The sequence below is a fragment of the Pseudomonas sp. ES3-33 genome (assembly GCF_000952175.1).
In the GTDB taxonomy this organism is placed as follows: Bacteria; Pseudomonadota; Gammaproteobacteria; order Pseudomonadales; family Pseudomonadaceae; genus Aquipseudomonas; species Aquipseudomonas gregormendelii.
The window spans coordinates 57528-75846 of record NZ_JZRI01000119.1 but is presented as its reverse complement, the minus strand read 5'-3'; the positions used below and the strand labels follow the sequence as shown (position 1 = coordinate 75846).

The window sequence follows — 18319 nt, the reverse complement described above, 5'->3', positions numbered from 1 at the left end:
ATGCCTCAGCTGCCGAAATAGCCCGCACAGCACTTCTTGAATTTCTGGCCGCTGGCACAGGGGCAGGCATCGTTGCGGCCGGCCTTGAGTTGCACGGTCGGATCGATGAAATACCAGTGCCCGGCGTTCTGCACAAATGAGGAGCGCTCGCGATGGCTGTGCTCCCCGGTGCTGTCATGCCAGCGCGCGGTAAAGGTCACGAAAGCATGTTCCGGTTGCCCGCCAAAGACTTCCGAGCTCTCAACCTCAAGACCCAGCCAGGTGCTGTTGGCGCTCCAGTCGCTGATGGACTGGCGATCCAGGCCAGCCCGTTGTGCGGGCAGGGTGGTGGCCACCAGATAGTCGATCAGGCCCAACACATAGGCGCTGTAGCGCGAACGCATCAAGGCCGCGGCGCAAGGGGCCAGGTGGCCTGCGTGATAATGACCGCAGCAAGCATCCAGCAGGGTGCCGCTGCCGCAAGGGCAAATCGATGTACTCATTGCGTTACCACCAATATTTCCCGAAGTTCTCCGGATTGGCCCAGAACCTCGAGTTGAGCCAGTCGGGTACCTGTTTGTAGTCAAGCAGATCATAGGTGAACAACGTCACCACCTGATCGTCGCGCTGGAACCGCTCGCTGGCTTGCAGGGCCAGGGAGAAAAAGTCCGTCTCCTGCCAGCCGCTGGCGTGCAGGTCAGCCAGCACCGCGATACGACTGGCGTTGAGATTGCGGATGCCTCCAAGCAAATTCAGACCGTCGCGTTTGGGCAGGTGTTCCAGGCAATCGACCACCAGCGCCAGGTCGAACCGGCGTGCCGCCAGTTCCGCAGGCAACAGACCCGGTGCGGCGTGGGCCACACAACTGTCGGGGTGCGCGAGCTTGAAGGCCTCGAGCGCGGGAAACTCACTGGCACCTATCAATAGCAGGCGTGCGGGGGCGTATCGATCAAGCAAGGCGGCCAGCGCCTGTTGCGGCGTGCGCGAAGAAATACCGGCAATCATCAAGGATCCTCAATCAGCGTCCGCCAAGACTAGCCTGCCCAAAGGTCCGGGCCTAGCGCTCTATTGAGGCAAATGCATCGATCCACGGAGAACGCGAGGCAAATCAGCGTTGGCCTATTGCTGGCGGAGATTAAAACTCCGGTCTTTACTCCCTGAATCGGTTCTAAGCCGATCCTTCAGGAGAAAACTAGATGAGCATAGTTCGGACAGCATTACCCTTGGTTCTGCTAACCAGTGTGTTGACTGGTTGCGCAGGTTTGCAGAAAACCGACTGGCCGACCTGTGCGGCGGTCGGTGGTGTCGTCGGTGCGGGTCTTGGTGCAACCGAGAGCTCGGCGTGGGCAGGCTATGGCGCGCTGTTGATCGGTGGTACGGCAGCGGCCTATTGCTGGGTTCACGGTGATGGCGACGAAGACGGTGATGGCGTGCCGGACAGTCGCGACAAGTGCCCGGGTACGCCTAGAGGCGTGCAGGTCGATGCTGACGGTTGCCCGCCACCGGTGCCAGCACCCGTGGTCGAAGAGGTGGTAGTCGTCAAGGAAGAAGTCATCGTCGTGCGTGATGTGCACTTCCAGTTCGACAAGGCGACGCTCACTCCTTCCGACAAACAAGTGCTCGACAAGATTGCTACTCGCCTGAAACAGGAATCCTCCAGCGCACAACTGACTGTGACCGGTCACACCGACAGTGTGGGCAGCGATGCCTACAACCAGAAACTGTCGGATAAACGCGCACATTCGGTGGTTGAGTACCTGATTTCCAGTGGCGTACCGCGTAGCAGCTTCGTGTCTGTGACCGGTGCAGGCGAGAGCCAGCCAGTGGCCGATAACAAAACGGCAGACGGCCGCGCGATGAACCGTCGCACGGAAATCAAAATCAATCGTTGATGCCCCTCGCACTCCGCGGCTTGTGCAGTCGCGGATGCCGGTCTTTACTCCTGTGTAACCGGTATGGGCCGGTAACACAGGAGCTTTCAACATGAGTGTTCTCACAAGGACCGTCCTACCGGTTCTGCTGCTTGGCAGCCTGCTGACCGGTTGCGCGACCCACAGCGATGGCACTGCCCCCTTGAATCAACGTACCTGGCCAATCTGCAGCCTTATCGGCGGCCTGGTCGGCGGAGGCCTGGGCGCCATTGAAAGTGCCGGCTGGGCGGGAGGTGGCGCAGCGCTTGGCATCCTGACCGGTGGCCTGATCTGCTACTCCCAGGATGGCGATGAAGATGACGACGGTGTATTCGACCGCCGTGATCGTTGCCCGGATACGCCTGCCAATACCCCTGTCGAACACCATGGTTGCCCGCTGCCGCAGTACCCGGCCAGCGTGAAACCAGCCGAACCTGCTCCGACCTCGACTGAAGTGGTGACGCTGAGCGATGCCAATGACGTTCTGTTCGCTTTCAACAAGTCCGACCTGACGCCAGCGGCCCGCAGCGAACTGGATTCACTGATGAGTAAACTGCAGAACGCCGACGTGGTCAGCATCAAGGTCATCGGCCATACCGACAGCGTAGGGTCTGATGCCTACAACCAGGGGCTCTCGGAACGTCGCGCCAGCAGCGTCGCCGATTATCTCCTGAGCCAGGGCCTGGCGCCGAACAAACTCACCAGTGAAGGGCGAGGTGAGCGTGAGCCTGTCGCCGATAACGATACAGACGACGGGCGGGCGAAAAACCGCCGCGTGGAACTGCACATAAACCGCTAATGCCCGAAACAGAGCCGTCCGCCGATGCCAACCAGCGTCCGGGCGGCCCTTTCGGCGCCCATCATGAAGAAAATTCGATTGCCCTATGGCTTATCCCGCGCGGAAGCCGTTACTGTGCGCGCAAAGAATAATTCTCATCGGGAGAGCGTATGAAGGTGTTCTGGGGGCTATGGAAGCTGCTGACCCTGTTGTTCTGGGCGGTAGTGGCAGTCAACTGGCTAATGCCGTTCGTCTTCCCGCTGAATTTGCTGGTCCCCGCGACCGGCGGCCTGCTGGCCGTTCTGCATCTTCTGGAGGTGCTGCTGTGCAATCGCAGCCTCAAAGGTCGCGCCCATCCGTGGCGTGATCGCCTGAAGATTGTGTTTTTCGGCGTATACCACCTGCAAACCATTCCGGCTCCGACCGTATCGAAGGCTTCCCATGCGTAATCTCTGTCTGCTCGCCGCATTTATCAGTCCACTGGCTTGCGCCCAGGTAGTGAGCGTCGAAACCAACTCGCTGATGCGCTTGCCCAACACCGCGAGCACGTTGTCCCTGGAACGACTGGAAGTAGCCGACTACGGCACCTTGCTGATTCCCTCGAACGTTACCGAAGTCACGGTGGGCGAACTGCATTTGGGGCGCGAAGCGCGGATCGCCATTGTGCCCAGCGAGCAGGCGCTCGACCTGAAGGTCAGTCGTGCCGAGTTGTCCGAGGGCAGCCAGATCACGGCCCGCGGTGCGCCGGGTACCTACCTCAAGGCAGCCCGGTCGGGGCGCAACCTCAACTTGCAGATCAAGGCGTTGAATGCCCCGCAGTTGGCGGTGGACGCCCGTGGTGGGGCGGGGGCGCCAGGGTTCGTCGGGCTTGATGGCGCCAACGGCCAGGCACCGGGGTGCACCTGGGGCCAGGCTGGTCGCGGGGCGGACGGCAGTAATGGCAGCGACGGTCAGGCTGGTGCGCCCGGTGCGCTGGTCAGGCTGGAAGTGCCGCGCGATTATCCGGTCGAGCAGATCAAGGTCGAGGTGGCCGGCGGTGCGGGTGGTCTCGCGGGCCCCGGTGGCAAGCCAGGTGCGGGCGGCAAATCCAAAGGCTGCATTGTTTATCGCGCCGATGGCGGCAAGGCCGGTCGTCCGGGTGTCGATGGTCAACCTGGGCCTGCAGGGGCCGCGGGTTCGGTGACTGTGCAGCGGTTGTAGGATTGTTGTGATCCTGTGATGGTCATCGCGAGCACGCTTTGCTCCCACAGGGTTGATGAAAACCCGTGGAAGCAAGGCTTGCCCGCGATGGCGTCCGCCCTGCTGACTCAGAACATCGGTCGAGCCGCCGCAATTGCAACCAGCAGCAACCCGACCAGCAGATTGATCCCCACCAGTCGGCGAATCCTTCCCAAAATCCCGGCGCCAGCCGGCCAGTCCTGCGCCGCCACGGCCGTGCGCAGCTCGGGCAACATCAGCGCCTGGATGCGAATAAACAGCGCCGTCATCACCACATACAACCCCATCATCACCTGCACATAACGCGGCGCGCTTTCAAAACCGGCATATTGCAGGTGAATCATGCCCACGCCGCTGATCGGCAACACCACTACCGCGACCCAGACCCAGCGGAAAAAACCGCTGAACACCTCGACCCACAGTTTCAGCCGGGCAGGGCCCTCCAGCGCCTTCATGGCCGCCGGGCGCAAGACCATCCAGGCGAAAAACATGCCGCCGACCCATACCAGGGCCGACAGGACATGAAGGCTGTAAACGATGGCAAAAAGTGTCATTTGGGTACTCCGTTCTGCGCGGGATTAATTAGCGGGGTATGATAGCGGCCGAACCGAACCACTGAAAATTTATCCAGCGTTTTTTGCGCCCGACTATCCATGATCAGCACCGAACTCAAAACCACGATCCAGGGCGCCTACTCGCGTTTTCTCGAGGCCAAGAGCCTCAAGCCGCGCTACGGCCAACGCCTGATGATCGCCGAAATTGCCAAAGTCCTCGGGGATATCGACACCGACGACGAGGGCCGGCGCAGTGGCGACCCTGCGATTGTCGCAGTGGAAGCCGGCACCGGTACCGGTAAAACCGTGGCCTACAGCCTGGCGGCGATACCGACGGCCAAGGCCGCCGGCAAGCGCCTGGTGATCGCCACGGCGACCGTGGCGCTGCAAGAGCAGATCGTCTACAAGGACCTGCCCGACCTGATGCGCAATAGCGGGCTGAATTTCAGCTTCGCCCTGGCCAAGGGCCGGGGGCGCTATATGTGCCTGTCCAAGCTCGACATGCTGTTGCAGGAAGGCCACGCGCAAACGGCTACGGCGCAATTGTTCGAAGAGGAAGGCTTTCGCATCGAGGTCGACGAAGCCAGCCAGAAGCTGTTCACCAGCATGATCGAGAAGCTTGCCGGCAATAAGTGGGATGGCGATCGCGACAGCTGGTCCACCGCCCTGGAAGACGCCGACTGGGCCCGCCTCACGACCGATCACAGCCAGTGCACCAACCGCCATTGCCCCAACTTCGGCCAGTGCGCCTTCTACAAGGCCCGCGAAGGCATGGGTAAGGTCGACGTGATCGTCACCAACCACGACATGGTGCTGGCCGATCTGGCACTGGGGGGCGGTGCCGTCCTGCCGGACCCTCGCGATACCATCTACGTCTTCGACGAAGGTCACCACCTGCCAGACAAGGCGATTGGTCACTTCGCCCATTACACGCGTCTGCGCTCCACGGCCGACTGGCTGGAGACTACCGCCAAGAACCTCACCAAATTACTCGCCCAGCACCCGCTGCCAGGCGACCTCGGCAAGCTGATCGAGCAGGTGCCGGAACTCGCGCGGGAAATCAAGACCCAGCAGCAGTTCATGTTTACCGCCTGTGAGCAGGTGGCCGATTTCAAACCAGGCGAAGACGTCGAAGGTCGTGAGCGGCCACGGCATCGCTTTGTCGGCGGAGTGATTCCCGAGCACATGCGGGAAATGGGCATCGAGCTGAAGAAGGGCTTCGCCCGCCTGAATGACGTGTTCACCCGTCTCACCGAATTGTTGAAGGAAGGCATGGACGGCGAAGTCAACATCGGCATCGCCAGCAACCAGGCCGAAGAGTGGTACCCGCTGTTCGGTAGCCTCCTGTCCCGCTGTACGGGCAACTGGGAACTGTGGACCGCGTTCACCGTCGAGGACCCTGAAGACAACCCGCCGATGGCGCGGTGGCTGACCCTGGCCGAAAGCGGCTCGCTGTTCGACATCGAGGTCAACGCCAGCCCGATCCTGGCGGCGGAAATGCTCCGACGCAACCTCTGGAATGTGGCTTACGGTGCCCTGGTGACCTCGGCGACACTGACCGCCCTGGGCACCTTCGACCGTTTTCGCATGCGTGCCGGGCTGCCGAAAAAAGCCGTGACGGCGGTGGTCCCCAGCCCGTTCCATCATGCCAACGCCGGCGTGCTGCGGGTTCCCGACCTGAAAGCCGATCCACGGGACGCGCCAGCGCATACTGCGGCGATCATTCGCGACCTGCCGCAGTTGGTGGAAGGTTCGCGCGGCACCCTCGTCCTGTTTTCTTCGCGCAAGCAAATGCAGGACGTGTTCGACGGGCTTGATCGCGACTGGCGCAAGCAGGTGTTTATCCAGGGCAACCTTTCCAAGCAGGAAACCCTGAACAAGCACAAGGCGCGGGTTGATGGCGGGGATTCGAGCGTGCTGTTCGGTCTCGCAAGTTTTGCCGAAGGCGTGGACTTGCCCGGAGCCTACTGCGAACACGTGGTGATCGCGAAGATTCCATTCTCGGTGCCCGACGACCCGGTTGAAGCGGCCCTGGCGGAATGGATCGAGGCCCGTGGCGGTAATCCGTTCATGGAAATCTCGGTGCCGGACGCCTCGCTCAAACTGGTCCAGGCCTGCGGGCGATTGCTGCGAACCGAAGAGGATCGCGGCACCATCACCTTGCTCGATCGACGTCTGGTTACCCAGCGTTACGGCAAGGCCATTCTCAATGCGTTGCCGCCATTCCGTCGTGAAATTTCCTGAGGCACCGGTGGGCAATTTCGCCCGCCGCGTTGTCTATCTCTCTGCCACCGATATTCCACTGGCCCATTTTGGTCGTTAGGGAGAACTTCGTTCCCATGATTCGCCGTTCGCTGCGCCATTCGTTACCTGCTGGGGTTTTTGCCCTGATGTTCACAGCCCCTTTGCTGGCAGCCCCTGCCGGTCAACAGACGCTGTTCAACTTTGTGCGCCCCGCTGACGTTGTTCAGGTAGCGACCCAGGACGCCAGCTTGCCGCAGTCCAACGCGGAGCAGACGGCCGAAGGTGAAGTACTGCGCAGGGTGACATTCAATCCGGTGGCACAACCGACGCTGCGCCTGACCCCGCAAAGCGGTGCATGGGACTGGTCGCAGTCGGGCGTCATGAGCTTGCGCGTCCAAAGTGCAATGAGCTGGGCACTGACCCTCTACGTGAAAATCCAGAGCAATGATGGAAAGACCCTGGTCAGCCGGGTCGACCTGCCGGCTGGCCCTGCGCAGACCTTGATGGTGCCGCTGCAACCGAGCTCGCCGCTGAGCCTGGGCATGAAAGCCGGGCCACCGATGCCGATCACCGTCGATGGTCAGCGAGTACTGCTGGCCAGTAGCGCCGGAGAGCTGGATCGCAGCCAGGTGGTGTCGGTGACCTTGTCGATGGATCAACCGAAAGTTGCCCAGAGCATTCTGCTGGAACGCTTTGGCGTTCAGGACGGCGAGGGCGTGGTACAGGCGGCGTATGGCGGTCTGGTGGATGCCTACGGTCAGTCAACTCGTGCCAAATGGCCGGAAAAAGTCACTGGCGATGAGCAGTTGAAAAGCGCCGCTGCCAAGGAACAGCAACTGCTGAAAAGCTGGTTGGCAGAGCGCGAGAAATCTTCCCTGGACAAGTTCGGAGGCTGGACCAAGGGCCCGCAATTCAAGGCCAGCGGATTTTTCCGCAGCGAGAAGCAAGAGGGGCGTTGGTACCTGGTCACTCCTGAAGGCCACCCGTTCTACTCCCTGGGCGTGAACACTGTGACCCCGGAGGTCAATCAGACTTACATTGCCGGTCGCGAGTGGATGTTCGAGTCCCTGCCCAAGCCCGATGAGCCGCTGGCCAGCCATTATGGCGAAGGCGACAACCGCGGGGGCAATGGCGCCGACCAGGGGCGTGGTAACAACGCCGGACGCTGGTACGATTTTTACGGTGCCAACCTGCAGCGTCTGTATGGCCAGCCGTGCGTTGTGACGAGCGAAACCAAGGCCGGGGTTGCCGATGCCGCCAAGGCCGACGCCGAAGCGGCCGAGAAACCTGCCGCCGCCCCTTGCGCGCCGCAAGTCTTCGACGACAAACGCTGGACGGCCCACACCCTCGATCGCCTGCAAGCCTGGGGTTTCAATACCGTGGGCAACTGGAGTGCGCCGATGCTGGGTGATGCCGAACGAGTGCCCTACACCGTGCCCTTATCGATCGTCGGCGATTACGCGAGCATCAGTACGGGCACTGACTGGTGGGGAGGCATGCCCGATCCGTTTGACCCGCGGTTTGCCATGGCCACCGAGCGCGCCGTGGCCATCGCTGCGCGCGATCACCGTGATGATCCATGGCTGATTGGCTATTTCGCCGATAACGAGCTGGCCTGGGCCGGCCCCGGCGATGACCCGAAAGCCCGCTATGCGCTGGCATACGGCACCCTGAAAATGACCACCGATGTCCCGGCCAAACGTGCGTTCCTCAAGCAGCTACGTGACAAGTATCGCAACCAGGCAGGCCTGTCCAAAGCCTGGGGGATCGACCTGCCGGCCTGGGAACTGATGGAGGACCCGGGGTTCGTACCGCCGCAACCGAGCGCGGAGTACCCCGAGATTGAGGCGGACTTCAAATACTTCCAGAAAGTTTTCGCCGACACCTATTTCAAGACCATCTCCGACTCGCTGAAGTGGCACGCCCCCAACCAGCTGTTGCTGGGCGGCCGATTTGCCGTCAGCACGCCAGAAGCGGTCGAATCCTGCGCCCAGTATTGCGATGTGTTGAGCTTCAACATGTACACGCTGCAGCCGCAGGATGGTTATGACTTCGAGAAACTGCGCAGCCTGGACAAGCCCGTGCTGATTACCGAGTTCAACTTCGGTTCGGCTGATCGCGGGCCGTTCTGGGGAGGCGTGACACAGCTGGCGAGAGAAGAGGACCGCGGGCCGGCTTATGCGAACTTCCTCAAGCAGGCGCTGAAGGAACCCTCAATTGTCGGGGTGCATTGGTTCCAGTACCTGGATCAACCCGTTACCGGGCGCTTGCTGGACGGTGAGAATGGCCACTTCGGGTTGGTGGGCATCACCGATCTACCGTTCCAGGGATTTGTCGACAGCGTGCGCAAGAGTAACCTGGCGACTGTCGATCAACTGGCCAAAGAAGCTGAAAAGGCCCGGGGCGCGGCGCAGAAGGCCGGCCATGATGCCGAAGGCGGGCGTAAAGGCGAGGCCGGCAAGGCGGCCAAGTAATCGACCGCCCGGCCCGCACCTGTTCCCAAAACCGTCAATGGCTGGAACAATGCGGCCACTTTTTAGAACATAAGTCAGGGGAGTTGCGGGTGCAGATTCAGGGTCATTACGAACTCCGGTTCGAAGCCGTGCGCGAGGCATTCGCGGCATTGTTCGACGATCCCCAGGAACGTGGCGCAGCCTTGTGTATCCAGGTTGGCGGGGAAACGGTGGTCGATCTTTGGGCCGGCAGCGCCGACAAGGACGGCAGCGAGGCTTGGCATAGCGATACTATTGCCAACCTGTTTTCCTGCACCAAGACCTTCACCGCAGTCACTGCCCTGCAACTGGTTGCCGAAGGCAAGCTGCAACTGGATGCACCGGTGGCTCGCTATTGGCCGGAATTCGCTGCGGCGGGCAAGGAATCGATAACCCTGCGCCAACTGCTGTGCCATCGGGCAGGCTTGCCAGCCTTGCGCGAGGTGCTGGCCCCGCAGGCCCTCTACGACTGGCAAGCCATGGTCGACGCCCTGGCCGCCGAAGCACCTTGGTGGACCCCGGGCACTGGTCACGGCTATGCCGCGATCACCTATGGCTGGCTGGTCGGTGAATTGCTGCGGCGGGCCGACGGTCGTGGCCCCGGAGAGTCGATTGTGGCGCGAGTGGCCAAGCCGTTGGGGCTGGATTTTCATGTCGGCCTGGCCGACGAAGAATTCCATCGGGTGGCGCATATCGCCCGCGGCAAGGGCAATGTCGGCGATGCCGCGGCCCAGCGCCTGCTGCAAGTGACGATGCGCGAACCCACGGCGATGACCACTCGCGCGTTCACCAATCCGCCGTCGGTCCTGACCAGCACCAATAAACCGGAGTGGCGCCGGATGCAGCAGCCGGCCGCCAATGGGCATGGCAATGCGCGCAGCCTGGCCGGGTTCTACGCCGGCCTGCTGGATGGCAGCCTGCTCGAAAGCGAAATGCTCGACGAGCTGACTCGCGAACACAGCGTCGGCGACGACAAGACTTTATTGACCCGGACCCGTTTCGGGCTGGGCTGCATGCTCGATCAACCGGACGTTCCCAATGCCACCTATGGCCTCGGCCCGCGCGCGTTCGGGCATCCGGGTGCCGGCGGTTCCATCGGTTTTGCTGACCCGGAACATGATGTTGCTTTCGGATTTGTGACAAATACACTGGGGCCGTACGTCTTGATGGATCCCCGCGCGCAAAACCTTGCGCGAGTACTGGCCACTTGTCTGTAAACCCGGTCGTCAGGCTTCCAGGGCGGAACCTGACAGCGTTTCTGGTTTCAAAGCGTGTCTTTATGCAGGCCATTCTGGTCTGATTTTTGTTAATTCATTTTGTGGATATCCAATGTCGTCCAATAAAACTTTCGCCCTGGCCCTGTGCTTCGCCATCACCGGTTGCGCACAGACTCCACAAAATGACGCAGATGGCAGTAGCTGGTGGCCATTTGGTTCCTCCGATAAAGTTGCCGCAAAAGAGCCAACCCCGGCGCCTGCCCCGCTCAAACCAGCAGCGACTGCACCGGTCGCCAAGGCCGAAAGCTCCAATCCCTGGTACTGGCCGTTCGGTTCGGAAGAAGTTCTGGACAAGAACCCCGACGTGAAAGCTCAAGCCAAGCCGGTCGAAGTGGCCAAGGCCCAAGCCGAAGCAGGTGGCAAGTGGTGGTGGCCGTTTGGCGGCAAGGATCAGCCTGTCGCCAAGGCCGTACCGATGCCTGATCCGAAAGTCACCCAAGCCTGGCTCGATGACTACGAACCGCGCCTGCGCACCGCGATCAAGGACAGCAACCTGCAACTTGAGCGTCGTGAAAACGTGCTGGTAGTCACCGCGCCTGTCGAAGGTTCGTTCAACCCGGATCGCCCGGCCATGCTGCTACCAGTCACCCTGGGCCCGTTCACCCGCGTCGCTAAGATTCTCGAAGTCGATCCCAAGACTGCGGTCCTGGTGCTCGGCCATAGTGATACCTCCGGTGCCAATCCGGCCAACGTCAAGTTGAGCCAGGAGCGAGCCCAGGCTGTTGCAGCAATCTTCCGTCTAAGCGGCCTGCAACGTGATCGCCTGATGCTGCGCGGCATGGGCAGTGAAGCGCCACGGGCAGCCAACGATAGCGTCGAAGGGCGCGCCTTGAACCGTCGCGTGGAACTGCTGGTGACTCCGCAGAACACCATGGTTGCGTTGTTGAGCAAGTACAACATGCCGGCTCCGGCACCCGTGCGCATGGTCGCGGCCCAGGACGTCAAGCCAGCGGTGGCGCCGGTCGCTCCGGTTCCTGTGGCGAAGAAAGCCGATGTCCCGGCCGCGAAGAAGGCCCCGGCCAAAAAAGCTGCCGCCAAGGCGCCCGCGAAGAAGGCCCCGGCAAAAACCGCTACGCCGGCCAAGAAGACTGCGCCGGCCAAAGCCAAGGCGACAGCCACTGACAAGAAAGTCGCGGCTGCTGACGCTGCAAAAAAGTGATTCGTTAACCAAAAGGAATGCGCCATGACCCAGGGCCTGGCTGATATGCGTCGCGACTACACCCGGGACGGCCTGACCGAGGCGCAAGCTCCGGCAGAGCCGTTCGGGTTGTTCCATCAATGGTTCGCCGAGGCGGTGAAAACCGAACAGGCGCCGGTGGAGGCCAATGCCATGACCCTGGCCACCGTCGATCCGGACGGGCGCCCGCATTGCCGGATCCTGCTTCTCAAGGGGCTGGACGAGCAAGGCTTCACGTTTTTCACCAACTACGAAAGTGCCAAGGGTCAGCATCTGGCGGCGAATCCGTTCGCTGCCATGACCTTCTTCTGGCCGGCCCTGGAGCGTCAGGTGCGTATCGAGGGGCGGGTGGTCAAGGTTTCTCCCGAGGAGTCCGATGCCTACTATCAGGTTCGGCCGTTGGGCAGCCGTCTGGGCGCCTGGGCTTCGCCGCAAAGCCGGGTGATCGCCGACCGTGGCGAGCTGGAAGCGCTGCTCAAGAACACCGAGCAACGTTTCAGCGATACGCAGCCGCATTGTCCCGAGCACTGGGGGGGTTATCGCCTGTTGCCTGAGCGCGTCGAATTCTGGCAGGGCCGTCCGAGCCGTCTGCACGATCGCCTCAACTACCGCCTGCAGGGCGCCGACTGGATTCTTGAACGTCTGGCACCCTGAGCAGTCTACCGAGCGGGATAGCTCGCCGCAGCGGCCTTGAGCCACTGCGGCAATTCCCGACGCTTGATCCCCTGCGCTTGAGCGTTCGCCAGTTGCTGGAGCATGAAGACTTTTTTGCCTTCGTCGCCTTCGGCCAGGGCTAACGCCAGGTCACGGTCCATCCAGCGTTTGATCCGTACGTACAGCCACCAGTGGAAGTACAAACCGGCGACAGTGGTGACGACAATGATGAAGTAATCCATGAAAATCCTTGGGTCGGTGACGCAGATCTCGTAATTTGACGCTACTGTGTGGTGAATTCGAGGGGCGCCTGTACGTGCCCTGAATCAAACCACTTTTATCCGGGCGATGCCGTGACAGGCGTCATGCTGCGGAGTTTAATGAATACCTGTCCTTTGGAGTTGATGCTATGCGTAAGTCTGTTTTGTTGGTTGCTTCCTTTTCGACGATGGCGATGTTGCTCACTGGCTGCCAATCGAGCCTGACCGGTGACTCCTATTCCCGTGACGAAGCGCGTCGCGTGCAGACGATTCGCATGGGCACCATCGAAGCACTGCGCCCGGTAAAAATTGAAGGCACCAAGACCCCGATCGGCGGTGCCGCCGGTGCGGTCGTCGGTGGCGTCGGCGGTAGCGCCATTGGTGGCGGTCGCGGCAGCATCGTTGCAGCCGTGATCGGCGCAGTTGCCGGCGGCTTGCTGGGGTCTGCCACCGAAGAGGGCCTGACCCGTACCCAGGGCGTGGAAATCACCGTGCGCGAAGACGACGGCAGCATGCGCGCCTACGTGCAGCAGGTTCAGGAAAACGAAGTGTTCCGTGTCGGCGAGCGAGTGCGGATCGCCACCGTGGATGGTACGAGCCGCGTTTCGCACTAAGCGTAACCGCTCAAAAGAAAACCCCGACCAGGAGACTGGTCGGGGTTTTTTATTTTGCTGCAAACCTGTGTCAGGCGTGGGCCAGCGCAGCATTCTTGCGACTTGCCGCTGCTGTCACGGCATAACCAATCAGCGCCGCCAGGATCGACCCGGTCAAAATACCCATGCGGTCCATGCCAGCGAATTCGCTGACGCCCGGTTCAAACGCCAGTGAGCCAACGAACAGGCTCATGGTGAAGCCGATGCCGCAGAGGATCGCCACGCCTAGCACCTGGCCCCAGTTGGCACCTTGGGGCAGGGCTGCGATGCCGGTTCTAACCGCCAGCCAGGTGAGGCCGAACACCCCGACAGTCTTGCCCAGCAACAGGCCGATGGCGATGCCCATCGGTACGTGATGAGTAAAGCTTTCGACGGTCACGCCGCTCAGCGACAAGCCGGCGTTGGCGAAGGCGAACAGCGGCAGGATGCCATAGGCTACCCAGGGATGCAGGGCATGTTCCAGGGTCAGCAGCGGCGAAGTCTCGGCATTTTTCGTGCGCAGCGGGATGCAGAAGGCCAGGGTCACGCCGGCGAGCGTGGCGTGGACGCCACTTTTCAGCACGCAAACCCAGAGGATCAGACCGATGATCATGTACGGCCCAAGCTTGACCACACCCAGCCGGTTCATCGCGATGAGTGCCGCTATACAGGCCCCTGCCAGAGCCAGGGACAGGGTCGACAAGGTGCCTGAGTAAAAGATCGCGATGACGATGATTGCACCCAGGTCATCGATGATCGCCAGGGTCATCAGGAACAGTTTGAGCGACACCGGTACGCGTTTGCCCAGCAGGGCAAGCACGCCCAGGGCGAAAGCGATGTCGGTGGCCATCGGGATGGCCCAGCCATCAAGGGCTGCGCCGTTATCCCGGTTGAAGAACCAGTAGACCAGCGCGGGAATGACCATGCCACCAATCGCCGCGGCACCGGGCAGGACGACCTGGGAAGGTTTTGACAGCTGGCCGTCGAGGACTTCGCGCTTCACTTCCAGGCCGATCAGCAGGAAGAACAACGCCATCAGGCCGTCGTTGATCCAGAGCAGCGCCGGCTTGGCGATTTGCAGCGCACCGATCTGCGCCACCACCGGAGTGTCGAGAAAGCTGGTGTACAGCCACGACAGCGGGGAGTTATTGATGATCAGGGCCAGGACTGCGGCGGCGATCAGTAATAGACCGCTGGCCGCTTCCAGCTGAAAGAAACGCGTGAAAGTGCTACGCAGTGGCAAGGTCACTCTCCATTGATAGGTTCGAAGGTGGCACACCCTAACCCGTGCCGTTAGTTGTTAAAACAAAAGTTATATTCTATTTTGTTATATAGCGTTACAGCTATGGGTGCTGGACCCGAGGCTGAGCCTAGCAGTTGCCAAACTTATTGAACCTCAGCTGTACCTGTGCGTGATGTAGGTTTTTTCCTAAGCTTGCATGTTGGGCCTCAAAAAAGGTCTGCCAAAACCCGATCCGACGAGAAAACCACCATGAGCGACAACCGACAGTGGGCCCGAGAAGCCATTCGGATCATTGAGGCGGACTTCCAGCGCAGTGCCGACACTCACCTGATCCCTTTGCCGTTGCCCGGGTTTACCGGCATCGAACTGTATTTCAAGGATGAGTCGAGCCACCCCACGGGGAGCCTCAAGCATCGACTGGCCCGCTCTTTGTTCCTGTATGCATTGTGCAATGGCTGGCTCAAGCCGGGGGCGCCGGTGATCGAGGCGTCCAGCGGTTCGACGGCGATTTCCGAGGCTTATTTCGCACGGATGCTGGGCCTGCCGTTCATTGCGGTGATGCCGGCGACTACGTCCAGGGAGAAGATCGCGCAGATCGCCTTCTACGGTGGCAAGAGTCACCTGGTGGATGATCCGACGCAGATCTACGCCGAGTCCGAGCGCCTGGCGCGCGAGCACGATGGCCACTTCATCGATCAGTTCACCTATGCCGAGCGCGCGACCGACTGGCGCGCCAACAACAACATCGCCGAATCAATCTTCCACCAGCTGCGCTTCGAAAAGCACCCGGAACCGAGCTGGCTGATTTCCAGCCCCGGCACGGGCGGTACCACGGCGACCCTGGGGCGTTATGTGCGTTATCGTCAGCACTGCACGCGCGTACTGTGCGCCGATGCCGAGCGTTCCGTGTTCTTCGATTTCTACCAGACTGGCGACGCGAGCCTGCGCCTGGACCACGGTTCGCGCATCGAAGGTATTGGTCGGCCCCGGGTAGAAGCGTCGTTCCTGCCGAAGGTTATTGATGCGATGGTCAAGGTGCCGGACGCGCTGTCTCTGGCGGCCATGCATTACCTTGCCGGACGCTTGGGAAGGCATGTCGGCGGATCGAGCGGGACTAACCTGATTGGCGCTTTGATGGCAGCCCAACAGATGGCGGCGGCGGGGGAGTCGGGGTCGATCGTGGCGATTTTATGTGATGGTGGCGAACGCTATGCCGACACCTACTACGATCAGTCCTGGCTCAAGGCGCAGGGGTATGAGTTGAGTGGCCTGATCGATGCGGTCGCGGCGAGTGCCGAGCGTGGGGAACCGTTGCCGGCGAGCGTGCTGCGCGCCAATATCTGAAGGCGCTGCGGCACTGAAGAACCTATGTGGTAGTCCCCTGTGGGAGCGAGCCTGCTCGCGATTGCGGATTAACATTCACCCGATATGCTGGCTGATCGTATGCAATCGCGAGCAGGCTCGCTCCCACAGGTTTTTCCACAAGCTTTTGTAGTGGCTTAGAGCATCAGGCCTCGAGGCCGAGGATGTCGCGAGCCACTGCTTCGGCGATCCGGATCCCGTCCACACCTGCCGAGAGAATCCCGCCCGCATAACCGGCGCCTTCACCCGCTGGGAACAGACCCTTGACGTTGAGGCTCTGCATCGACTCGTCGCGGGTAATGCGCAGTGGCGAGGACGTGCGGGTTTCGATTCCGGTCAGCACCGCGTCGTGCAGCGAGTAGCCGCGAATCTGTTTTTCGAAGGCAGGCAGTGCTTCACGAATCGCTTCGATGGCAAACGCTGGCAGCGCCAGCGCCAGGTCCCCCAAGGCGACTCCGGGTTTATAGGACGGCTCGACACTCCCCAGTGCGGTGGACGGCTTGCCGGCAATGAAGTCCCCGACCAGTTGCGCCGGGGCTTCGTAGTTGCTGCCCCCCAGCACGAAAGCGTGGGACTCCAGGCGTTCCTGCAGCTCGATCCCTGCCAGCGGGCCGCCCGGGTAATCGACTTCCGGGGTAATGCCCACGACGATGCCCGAGTTGGCGTTGCGTTCGTTACGCGAATACTGGCTCATGCCGTTGGTCACCACCCGGTTCGGCTCGGACGTCGCGGCTACGACGGTGCCGCCAGGGCACATGCAGAAGCTGTAGACCGAGCGGCCATTCTTGGCGTGGTGCACCAGTTTATAGTCGGCGGCGCCGAGTTTCGGGTGGCCGGCGTACTTGCCCAGGCGCGCGCGGTCGATCAGCGATTGCGGGTGTTCGATGCGGAAACCCACCGAGAACGGCTTGGCTTCCATAAACACACCACGGCCGTGCAACATGCGGAAGGTGTCACGGGCGCTGTGGCCGAGGGCCAGGATCACGTGCCTGGAATGTATCTGTTCGCCGCCATCGAGCTCGACGCCGGTCAGCTGTCCGTCTTCGATCAGCACGTCAGTGACGCGCTGCTGGAAGCGCACTTCGCCTCCCAGGGCACGAATCTGCTCACGCATATTCTCCACGACCCCGGTCAACCGGAAGGTGCCGATGTGCGGTTTGCTGACGTACAGGATTTCATCCGGCGCGCCGGCCTTGACGAACTCGTGCAGGACCTTGCGCCCGATGAATTTTGGATCCTTGATCTGGCTGTAGAGCTTGCCGTCGGAGAACGTCCCGGCGCCGCCTTCACCGAACTGTACGTTGGACTCTGGATTGAGCACGTTTTTGCGCCACAGGCCCCAGGTGTCCTTGGTGCGCTGACGAACTTCGGTGCCGCGCTCGAGAATGATCGGCTTGAAACCCATCTGCGCGAGCAGCAGACCGGCGAAAATCCCGCACGGACCAAAACCCACGACCACCGGGCGCTGTTCGAGATCCGCCGGCGCCTGGCCGACGACCTTGTAGCTGACATCCGGCGCCACATTGACGTTACGGTCATCGACGAACCTGTTCAGCACCATCGCTTCATCGCGCACGTTGAGGTCGACGGTGTAGATGAAGCACAGTTCGGAAGACTTTTTACGCGCATCGTAGCTGCGTTTGAACAAGGTGAAATCGAGCAGGTCATCGCTGGCAATGCCCAGGCGCTGCACGATGGCAGGGCGCAGGTCTTCTTCGGGATGGTCGATCGGCAGCTTGAGTTCGGTGATTCGTAACATGACAGGATCCGGTTCGCGGGGCGCTTGACTGCGCCAGGGCGGAATAGCACAAACCGGTGATTATAAGCCCCAAAGACCCGAATCAGTGAGGCTAAAACGATCAGTCGTCACGCGCGCCGCCGAAATACCCGCAACCACGCTGGACCTGGCCGTTGATACGCAGTTCGGCGCTCATGTGCTGGACCGCGCCCGTGGTGGCATCTACGCACCGTTGCGGCGCGACCCACAGCTCTATGCGTTGGTCATTGGCTTCAGTGCTGAGATTGAAGCGGCCGTCACCCAGCTGTTCCTCGACATAGGGCAGGGCCAGGGGTGGCTGGCCGGCGCGGTCAATGACCATGCCCTTGCCGCTGACCTTGACGCTCCACGGCGGCGTCTGGCCGGCGGCGCGCAGGATCAGCAATTTGAAGTTGGGATCATCACAGGCCGTGCCCGAGCGTTCGACGCGGTACAACTGCTGCAGGTCGAGGCGGTTGCCGTCGATGCGCCCGCGCACGTCGGCAAACAACTTGCCCTGATTGTCTGCCAGGGTCGCAGCCTCCTGCAGCACGCTGGTGCCACCGGTGTCGTTGACCACAAAACTGCTCGATTGATTGCACGGCTGGAACACCAGCTTGCCATCCGCCGCCGTCAACTGGCCCTGCATGCGGGTCTGGCCCACGTGGGAGGCGCTTTGCCGCGGACCATCGAACAACTGGCACGCGGCAAACAATGGCAGCAAGGCAACAAGGACAAGGGAACGGGCAACACGCATCTTTGGTTCTCCAGACAAGTGCCGCC

At 61.4% G+C, this 18319-nt stretch carries 18 protein-coding genes; 11 read left to right on the top strand and 7 right to left on the bottom strand.

Features of this window, described 5'->3' with window-relative positions; translation table 11 throughout:
• Positions 1 to 5: 5 nt before the first annotated feature.
• Positions 6 to 482 (bottom strand): YchJ family protein, encoded by a 477-nt coding sequence (locus UB23_RS20240; RefSeq protein WP_045061081.1) that lies wholly within the window; start codon positions 480 to 482, stop codon positions 6 to 8.
• A gap of 4 nt (positions 483 to 486) precedes the next feature.
• The gene (locus UB23_RS20235) at positions 487 to 984 is read right to left on the bottom strand and encodes a DUF6231 family protein (RefSeq protein WP_045061080.1); all 498 of its coding nucleotides are present in this window, start codon (positions 982 to 984) and stop codon (positions 487 to 489) included.
• A gap of 191 nt (positions 985 to 1175) precedes the next feature.
• Here UB23_RS20235 and UB23_RS20230 point away from each other — a divergent pair, with 191 nt between their 5' ends.
• The 4 genes from UB23_RS20230 to UB23_RS20215 all read left to right on the top strand — a co-directional run bounded on the left by UB23_RS20230 (position 1176) and on the right by UB23_RS20215 (position 3867).
• Positions 1176 to 1871, top strand: a complete 696-nt coding sequence (locus tag UB23_RS20230) for an OmpA family protein (protein ID WP_045061079.1) — start codon at positions 1176 to 1178, stop codon at positions 1869 to 1871.
• A 91-nt stretch (positions 1872 to 1962) separates the two neighbouring features.
• Complete coding sequence (locus UB23_RS20225; RefSeq protein ID WP_045061078.1) at positions 1963 to 2688, top strand: OmpA family protein; 726 nt, start codon at positions 1963 to 1965, stop codon at positions 2686 to 2688.
• Positions 2689 to 2837: 149 nt separating this feature from the next.
• Positions 2838 to 3116 (top strand): DUF1145 domain-containing protein, encoded by a 279-nt coding sequence (locus tag UB23_RS20220; RefSeq protein WP_045061077.1) that lies wholly within the window; start codon positions 2838 to 2840, stop codon positions 3114 to 3116.
• The gene (locus tag UB23_RS20215; RefSeq protein ID WP_045061076.1) at positions 3109 to 3867 is read left to right on the top strand and encodes a collagen-like triple helix repeat-containing protein; all 759 of its coding nucleotides are present in this window, start codon (positions 3109 to 3111) and stop codon (positions 3865 to 3867) included. The genes UB23_RS20220 and UB23_RS20215 overlap by 8 nt, the downstream gene beginning before the upstream one ends.
• A gap of 107 nt (positions 3868 to 3974) precedes the next feature.
• On the opposite strand, the gene UB23_RS20210 is transcribed toward UB23_RS20215, so the two are convergent.
• Positions 3975 to 4439, bottom strand: a complete 465-nt coding sequence (locus UB23_RS20210) for a CopD family protein (protein ID WP_045061075.1) — start codon at positions 4437 to 4439, stop codon at positions 3975 to 3977.
• Positions 4440 to 4538: 99 nt separating this feature from the next.
• Between UB23_RS20210 and dinG the strand changes: the two genes are divergently transcribed.
• The 5 genes from dinG (at position 4539) to pdxH (ending at position 12283) form a co-directional block, all read left to right on the top strand.
• Entirely contained in the window at positions 4539 to 6683 is a 2145-nt protein-coding gene (gene dinG, locus UB23_RS20205) for an ATP-dependent DNA helicase DinG (protein ID WP_045061074.1), read from the top strand.
• A 95-nt stretch (positions 6684 to 6778) separates the two neighbouring features.
• A complete protein-coding gene (locus UB23_RS20200) occupies positions 6779 to 9157 on the top strand; it encodes a beta-galactosidase (RefSeq protein WP_045061073.1) in 2379 nt (792 codons plus the stop codon).
• 89 nt (positions 9158 to 9246) lie between these two features.
• Positions 9247 to 10392, top strand: a complete 1146-nt coding sequence (locus tag UB23_RS20195) for an EstA family serine hydrolase (RefSeq protein ID WP_045061072.1) — start codon at positions 9247 to 9249, stop codon at positions 10390 to 10392.
• A 112-nt stretch (positions 10393 to 10504) separates the two neighbouring features.
• The gene (locus UB23_RS20190; protein ID WP_045061071.1) at positions 10505 to 11611 is read left to right on the top strand and encodes an OmpA family protein; all 1107 of its coding nucleotides are present in this window, start codon (positions 10505 to 10507) and stop codon (positions 11609 to 11611) included.
• 24 nt (positions 11612 to 11635) lie between these two features.
• Positions 11636 to 12283 (top strand): pyridoxamine 5'-phosphate oxidase, encoded by a 648-nt coding sequence (pdxH, locus tag UB23_RS20185; protein ID WP_045061070.1) that lies wholly within the window; start codon positions 11636 to 11638, stop codon positions 12281 to 12283.
• 5 nt (positions 12284 to 12288) lie between these two features.
• Here the strand turns inward: pdxH and UB23_RS20180 are convergent, their stop codons facing one another.
• Positions 12289 to 12525 carry a hypothetical protein gene (locus tag UB23_RS20180; RefSeq protein ID WP_045061069.1) on the bottom strand — a complete coding sequence of 79 codons (237 nt, stop codon included), beginning with the start codon at positions 12523 to 12525 and terminating at the stop codon, positions 12289 to 12291.
• 167 nt (positions 12526 to 12692) lie between these two features.
• On the opposite strand from UB23_RS20180, the gene UB23_RS20175 reads away from it, so the two are divergent.
• A complete protein-coding gene (locus UB23_RS20175; RefSeq protein ID WP_020798113.1) occupies positions 12693 to 13157 on the top strand; it encodes a glycine zipper 2TM domain-containing protein in 465 nt (154 codons plus the stop codon).
• 70 nt (positions 13158 to 13227) lie between these two features.
• On the opposite strand, the gene nhaA is transcribed toward UB23_RS20175, so the two are convergent.
• A complete protein-coding gene (gene nhaA, locus UB23_RS20170) occupies positions 13228 to 14418 on the bottom strand; it encodes a Na+/H+ antiporter NhaA (protein WP_045061068.1) in 1191 nt (396 codons plus the stop codon).
• Positions 14419 to 14667: 249 nt separating this feature from the next.
• Here nhaA and UB23_RS20165 point away from each other — a divergent pair, with 249 nt between their 5' ends.
• A complete protein-coding gene (locus tag UB23_RS20165) occupies positions 14668 to 15762 on the top strand; it encodes a PLP-dependent cysteine synthase family protein (RefSeq protein ID WP_045061067.1) in 1095 nt (364 codons plus the stop codon).
• A gap of 163 nt (positions 15763 to 15925) precedes the next feature.
• Here the strand turns inward: UB23_RS20165 and UB23_RS20160 are convergent, their stop codons facing one another.
• On the bottom strand, positions 15926 to 17539 hold the full coding sequence (locus UB23_RS20160; RefSeq protein WP_045061066.1) for an NAD(P)/FAD-dependent oxidoreductase: 1614 nt from the start codon (positions 17537 to 17539) through the stop codon (positions 15926 to 15928).
• Positions 17540 to 17639: 100 nt separating this feature from the next.
• Positions 17640 to 18293, bottom strand: coding sequence for a COG3650 family protein (locus UB23_RS20155; RefSeq protein ID WP_045061065.1), 654 nt, complete (start codon positions 18291 to 18293; stop codon positions 17640 to 17642).
• Positions 18294 to 18319: the final 26 nt, after the last annotated feature.

Bases quoted from the DNA above. Each gene is read 5' to 3' on its own strand.
- UB23_RS20160 (WP_045061066.1), bottom strand. From the start codon at position 17,539: ATGTTACGAATCACCGAACTCAAGCTGCCGATCGACCATCCCGAAGAA.
- UB23_RS20165 (WP_045061067.1), top strand. From the start codon at position 14,668: ATGAGCGACAACCGACAGTGGGCCCGAGAAGCCATTCGGATCATTGAG.
- UB23_RS20155 (WP_045061065.1), bottom strand. From the start codon at position 18,293: ATGCGTGTTGCCCGTTCCCTTGTCCTTGTTGCCTTGCTGCCATTGTTT.
- UB23_RS20220 (WP_045061077.1), top strand. From the start codon at position 2,838: ATGAAGGTGTTCTGGGGGCTATGGAAGCTGCTGACCCTGTTGTTCTGG.
- UB23_RS20215 (WP_045061076.1), top strand. From the start codon at position 3,109: ATGCGTAATCTCTGTCTGCTCGCCGCATTTATCAGTCCACTGGCTTGC.
- dinG (WP_045061074.1), top strand. From the start codon at position 4,539: ATGATCAGCACCGAACTCAAAACCACGATCCAGGGCGCCTACTCGCGT.
- UB23_RS20180 (WP_045061069.1), bottom strand. From the start codon at position 12,525: ATGGATTACTTCATCATTGTCGTCACCACTGTCGCCGGTTTGTACTTC.
- UB23_RS20225 (WP_045061078.1), top strand. From the start codon at position 1,963: ATGAGTGTTCTCACAAGGACCGTCCTACCGGTTCTGCTGCTTGGCAGC.
- UB23_RS20230 (WP_045061079.1), top strand. From the start codon at position 1,176: ATGAGCATAGTTCGGACAGCATTACCCTTGGTTCTGCTAACCAGTGTG.
- UB23_RS20240 (WP_045061081.1), bottom strand. From the start codon at position 482: ATGAGTACATCGATTTGCCCTTGCGGCAGCGGCACCCTGCTGGATGCT.
- UB23_RS20200 (WP_045061073.1), top strand. From the start codon at position 6,779: ATGATTCGCCGTTCGCTGCGCCATTCGTTACCTGCTGGGGTTTTTGCC.
- UB23_RS20235 (WP_045061080.1), bottom strand. From the start codon at position 984: ATGATTGCCGGTATTTCTTCGCGCACGCCGCAACAGGCGCTGGCCGCC.
- UB23_RS20175 (WP_020798113.1), top strand. From the start codon at position 12,693: ATGCGTAAGTCTGTTTTGTTGGTTGCTTCCTTTTCGACGATGGCGATG.
- UB23_RS20210 (WP_045061075.1), bottom strand. From the start codon at position 4,439: ATGACACTTTTTGCCATCGTTTACAGCCTTCATGTCCTGTCGGCCCTG.
- UB23_RS20190 (WP_045061071.1), top strand. From the start codon at position 10,505: ATGTCGTCCAATAAAACTTTCGCCCTGGCCCTGTGCTTCGCCATCACC.
- pdxH (WP_045061070.1), top strand. From the start codon at position 11,636: ATGACCCAGGGCCTGGCTGATATGCGTCGCGACTACACCCGGGACGGC.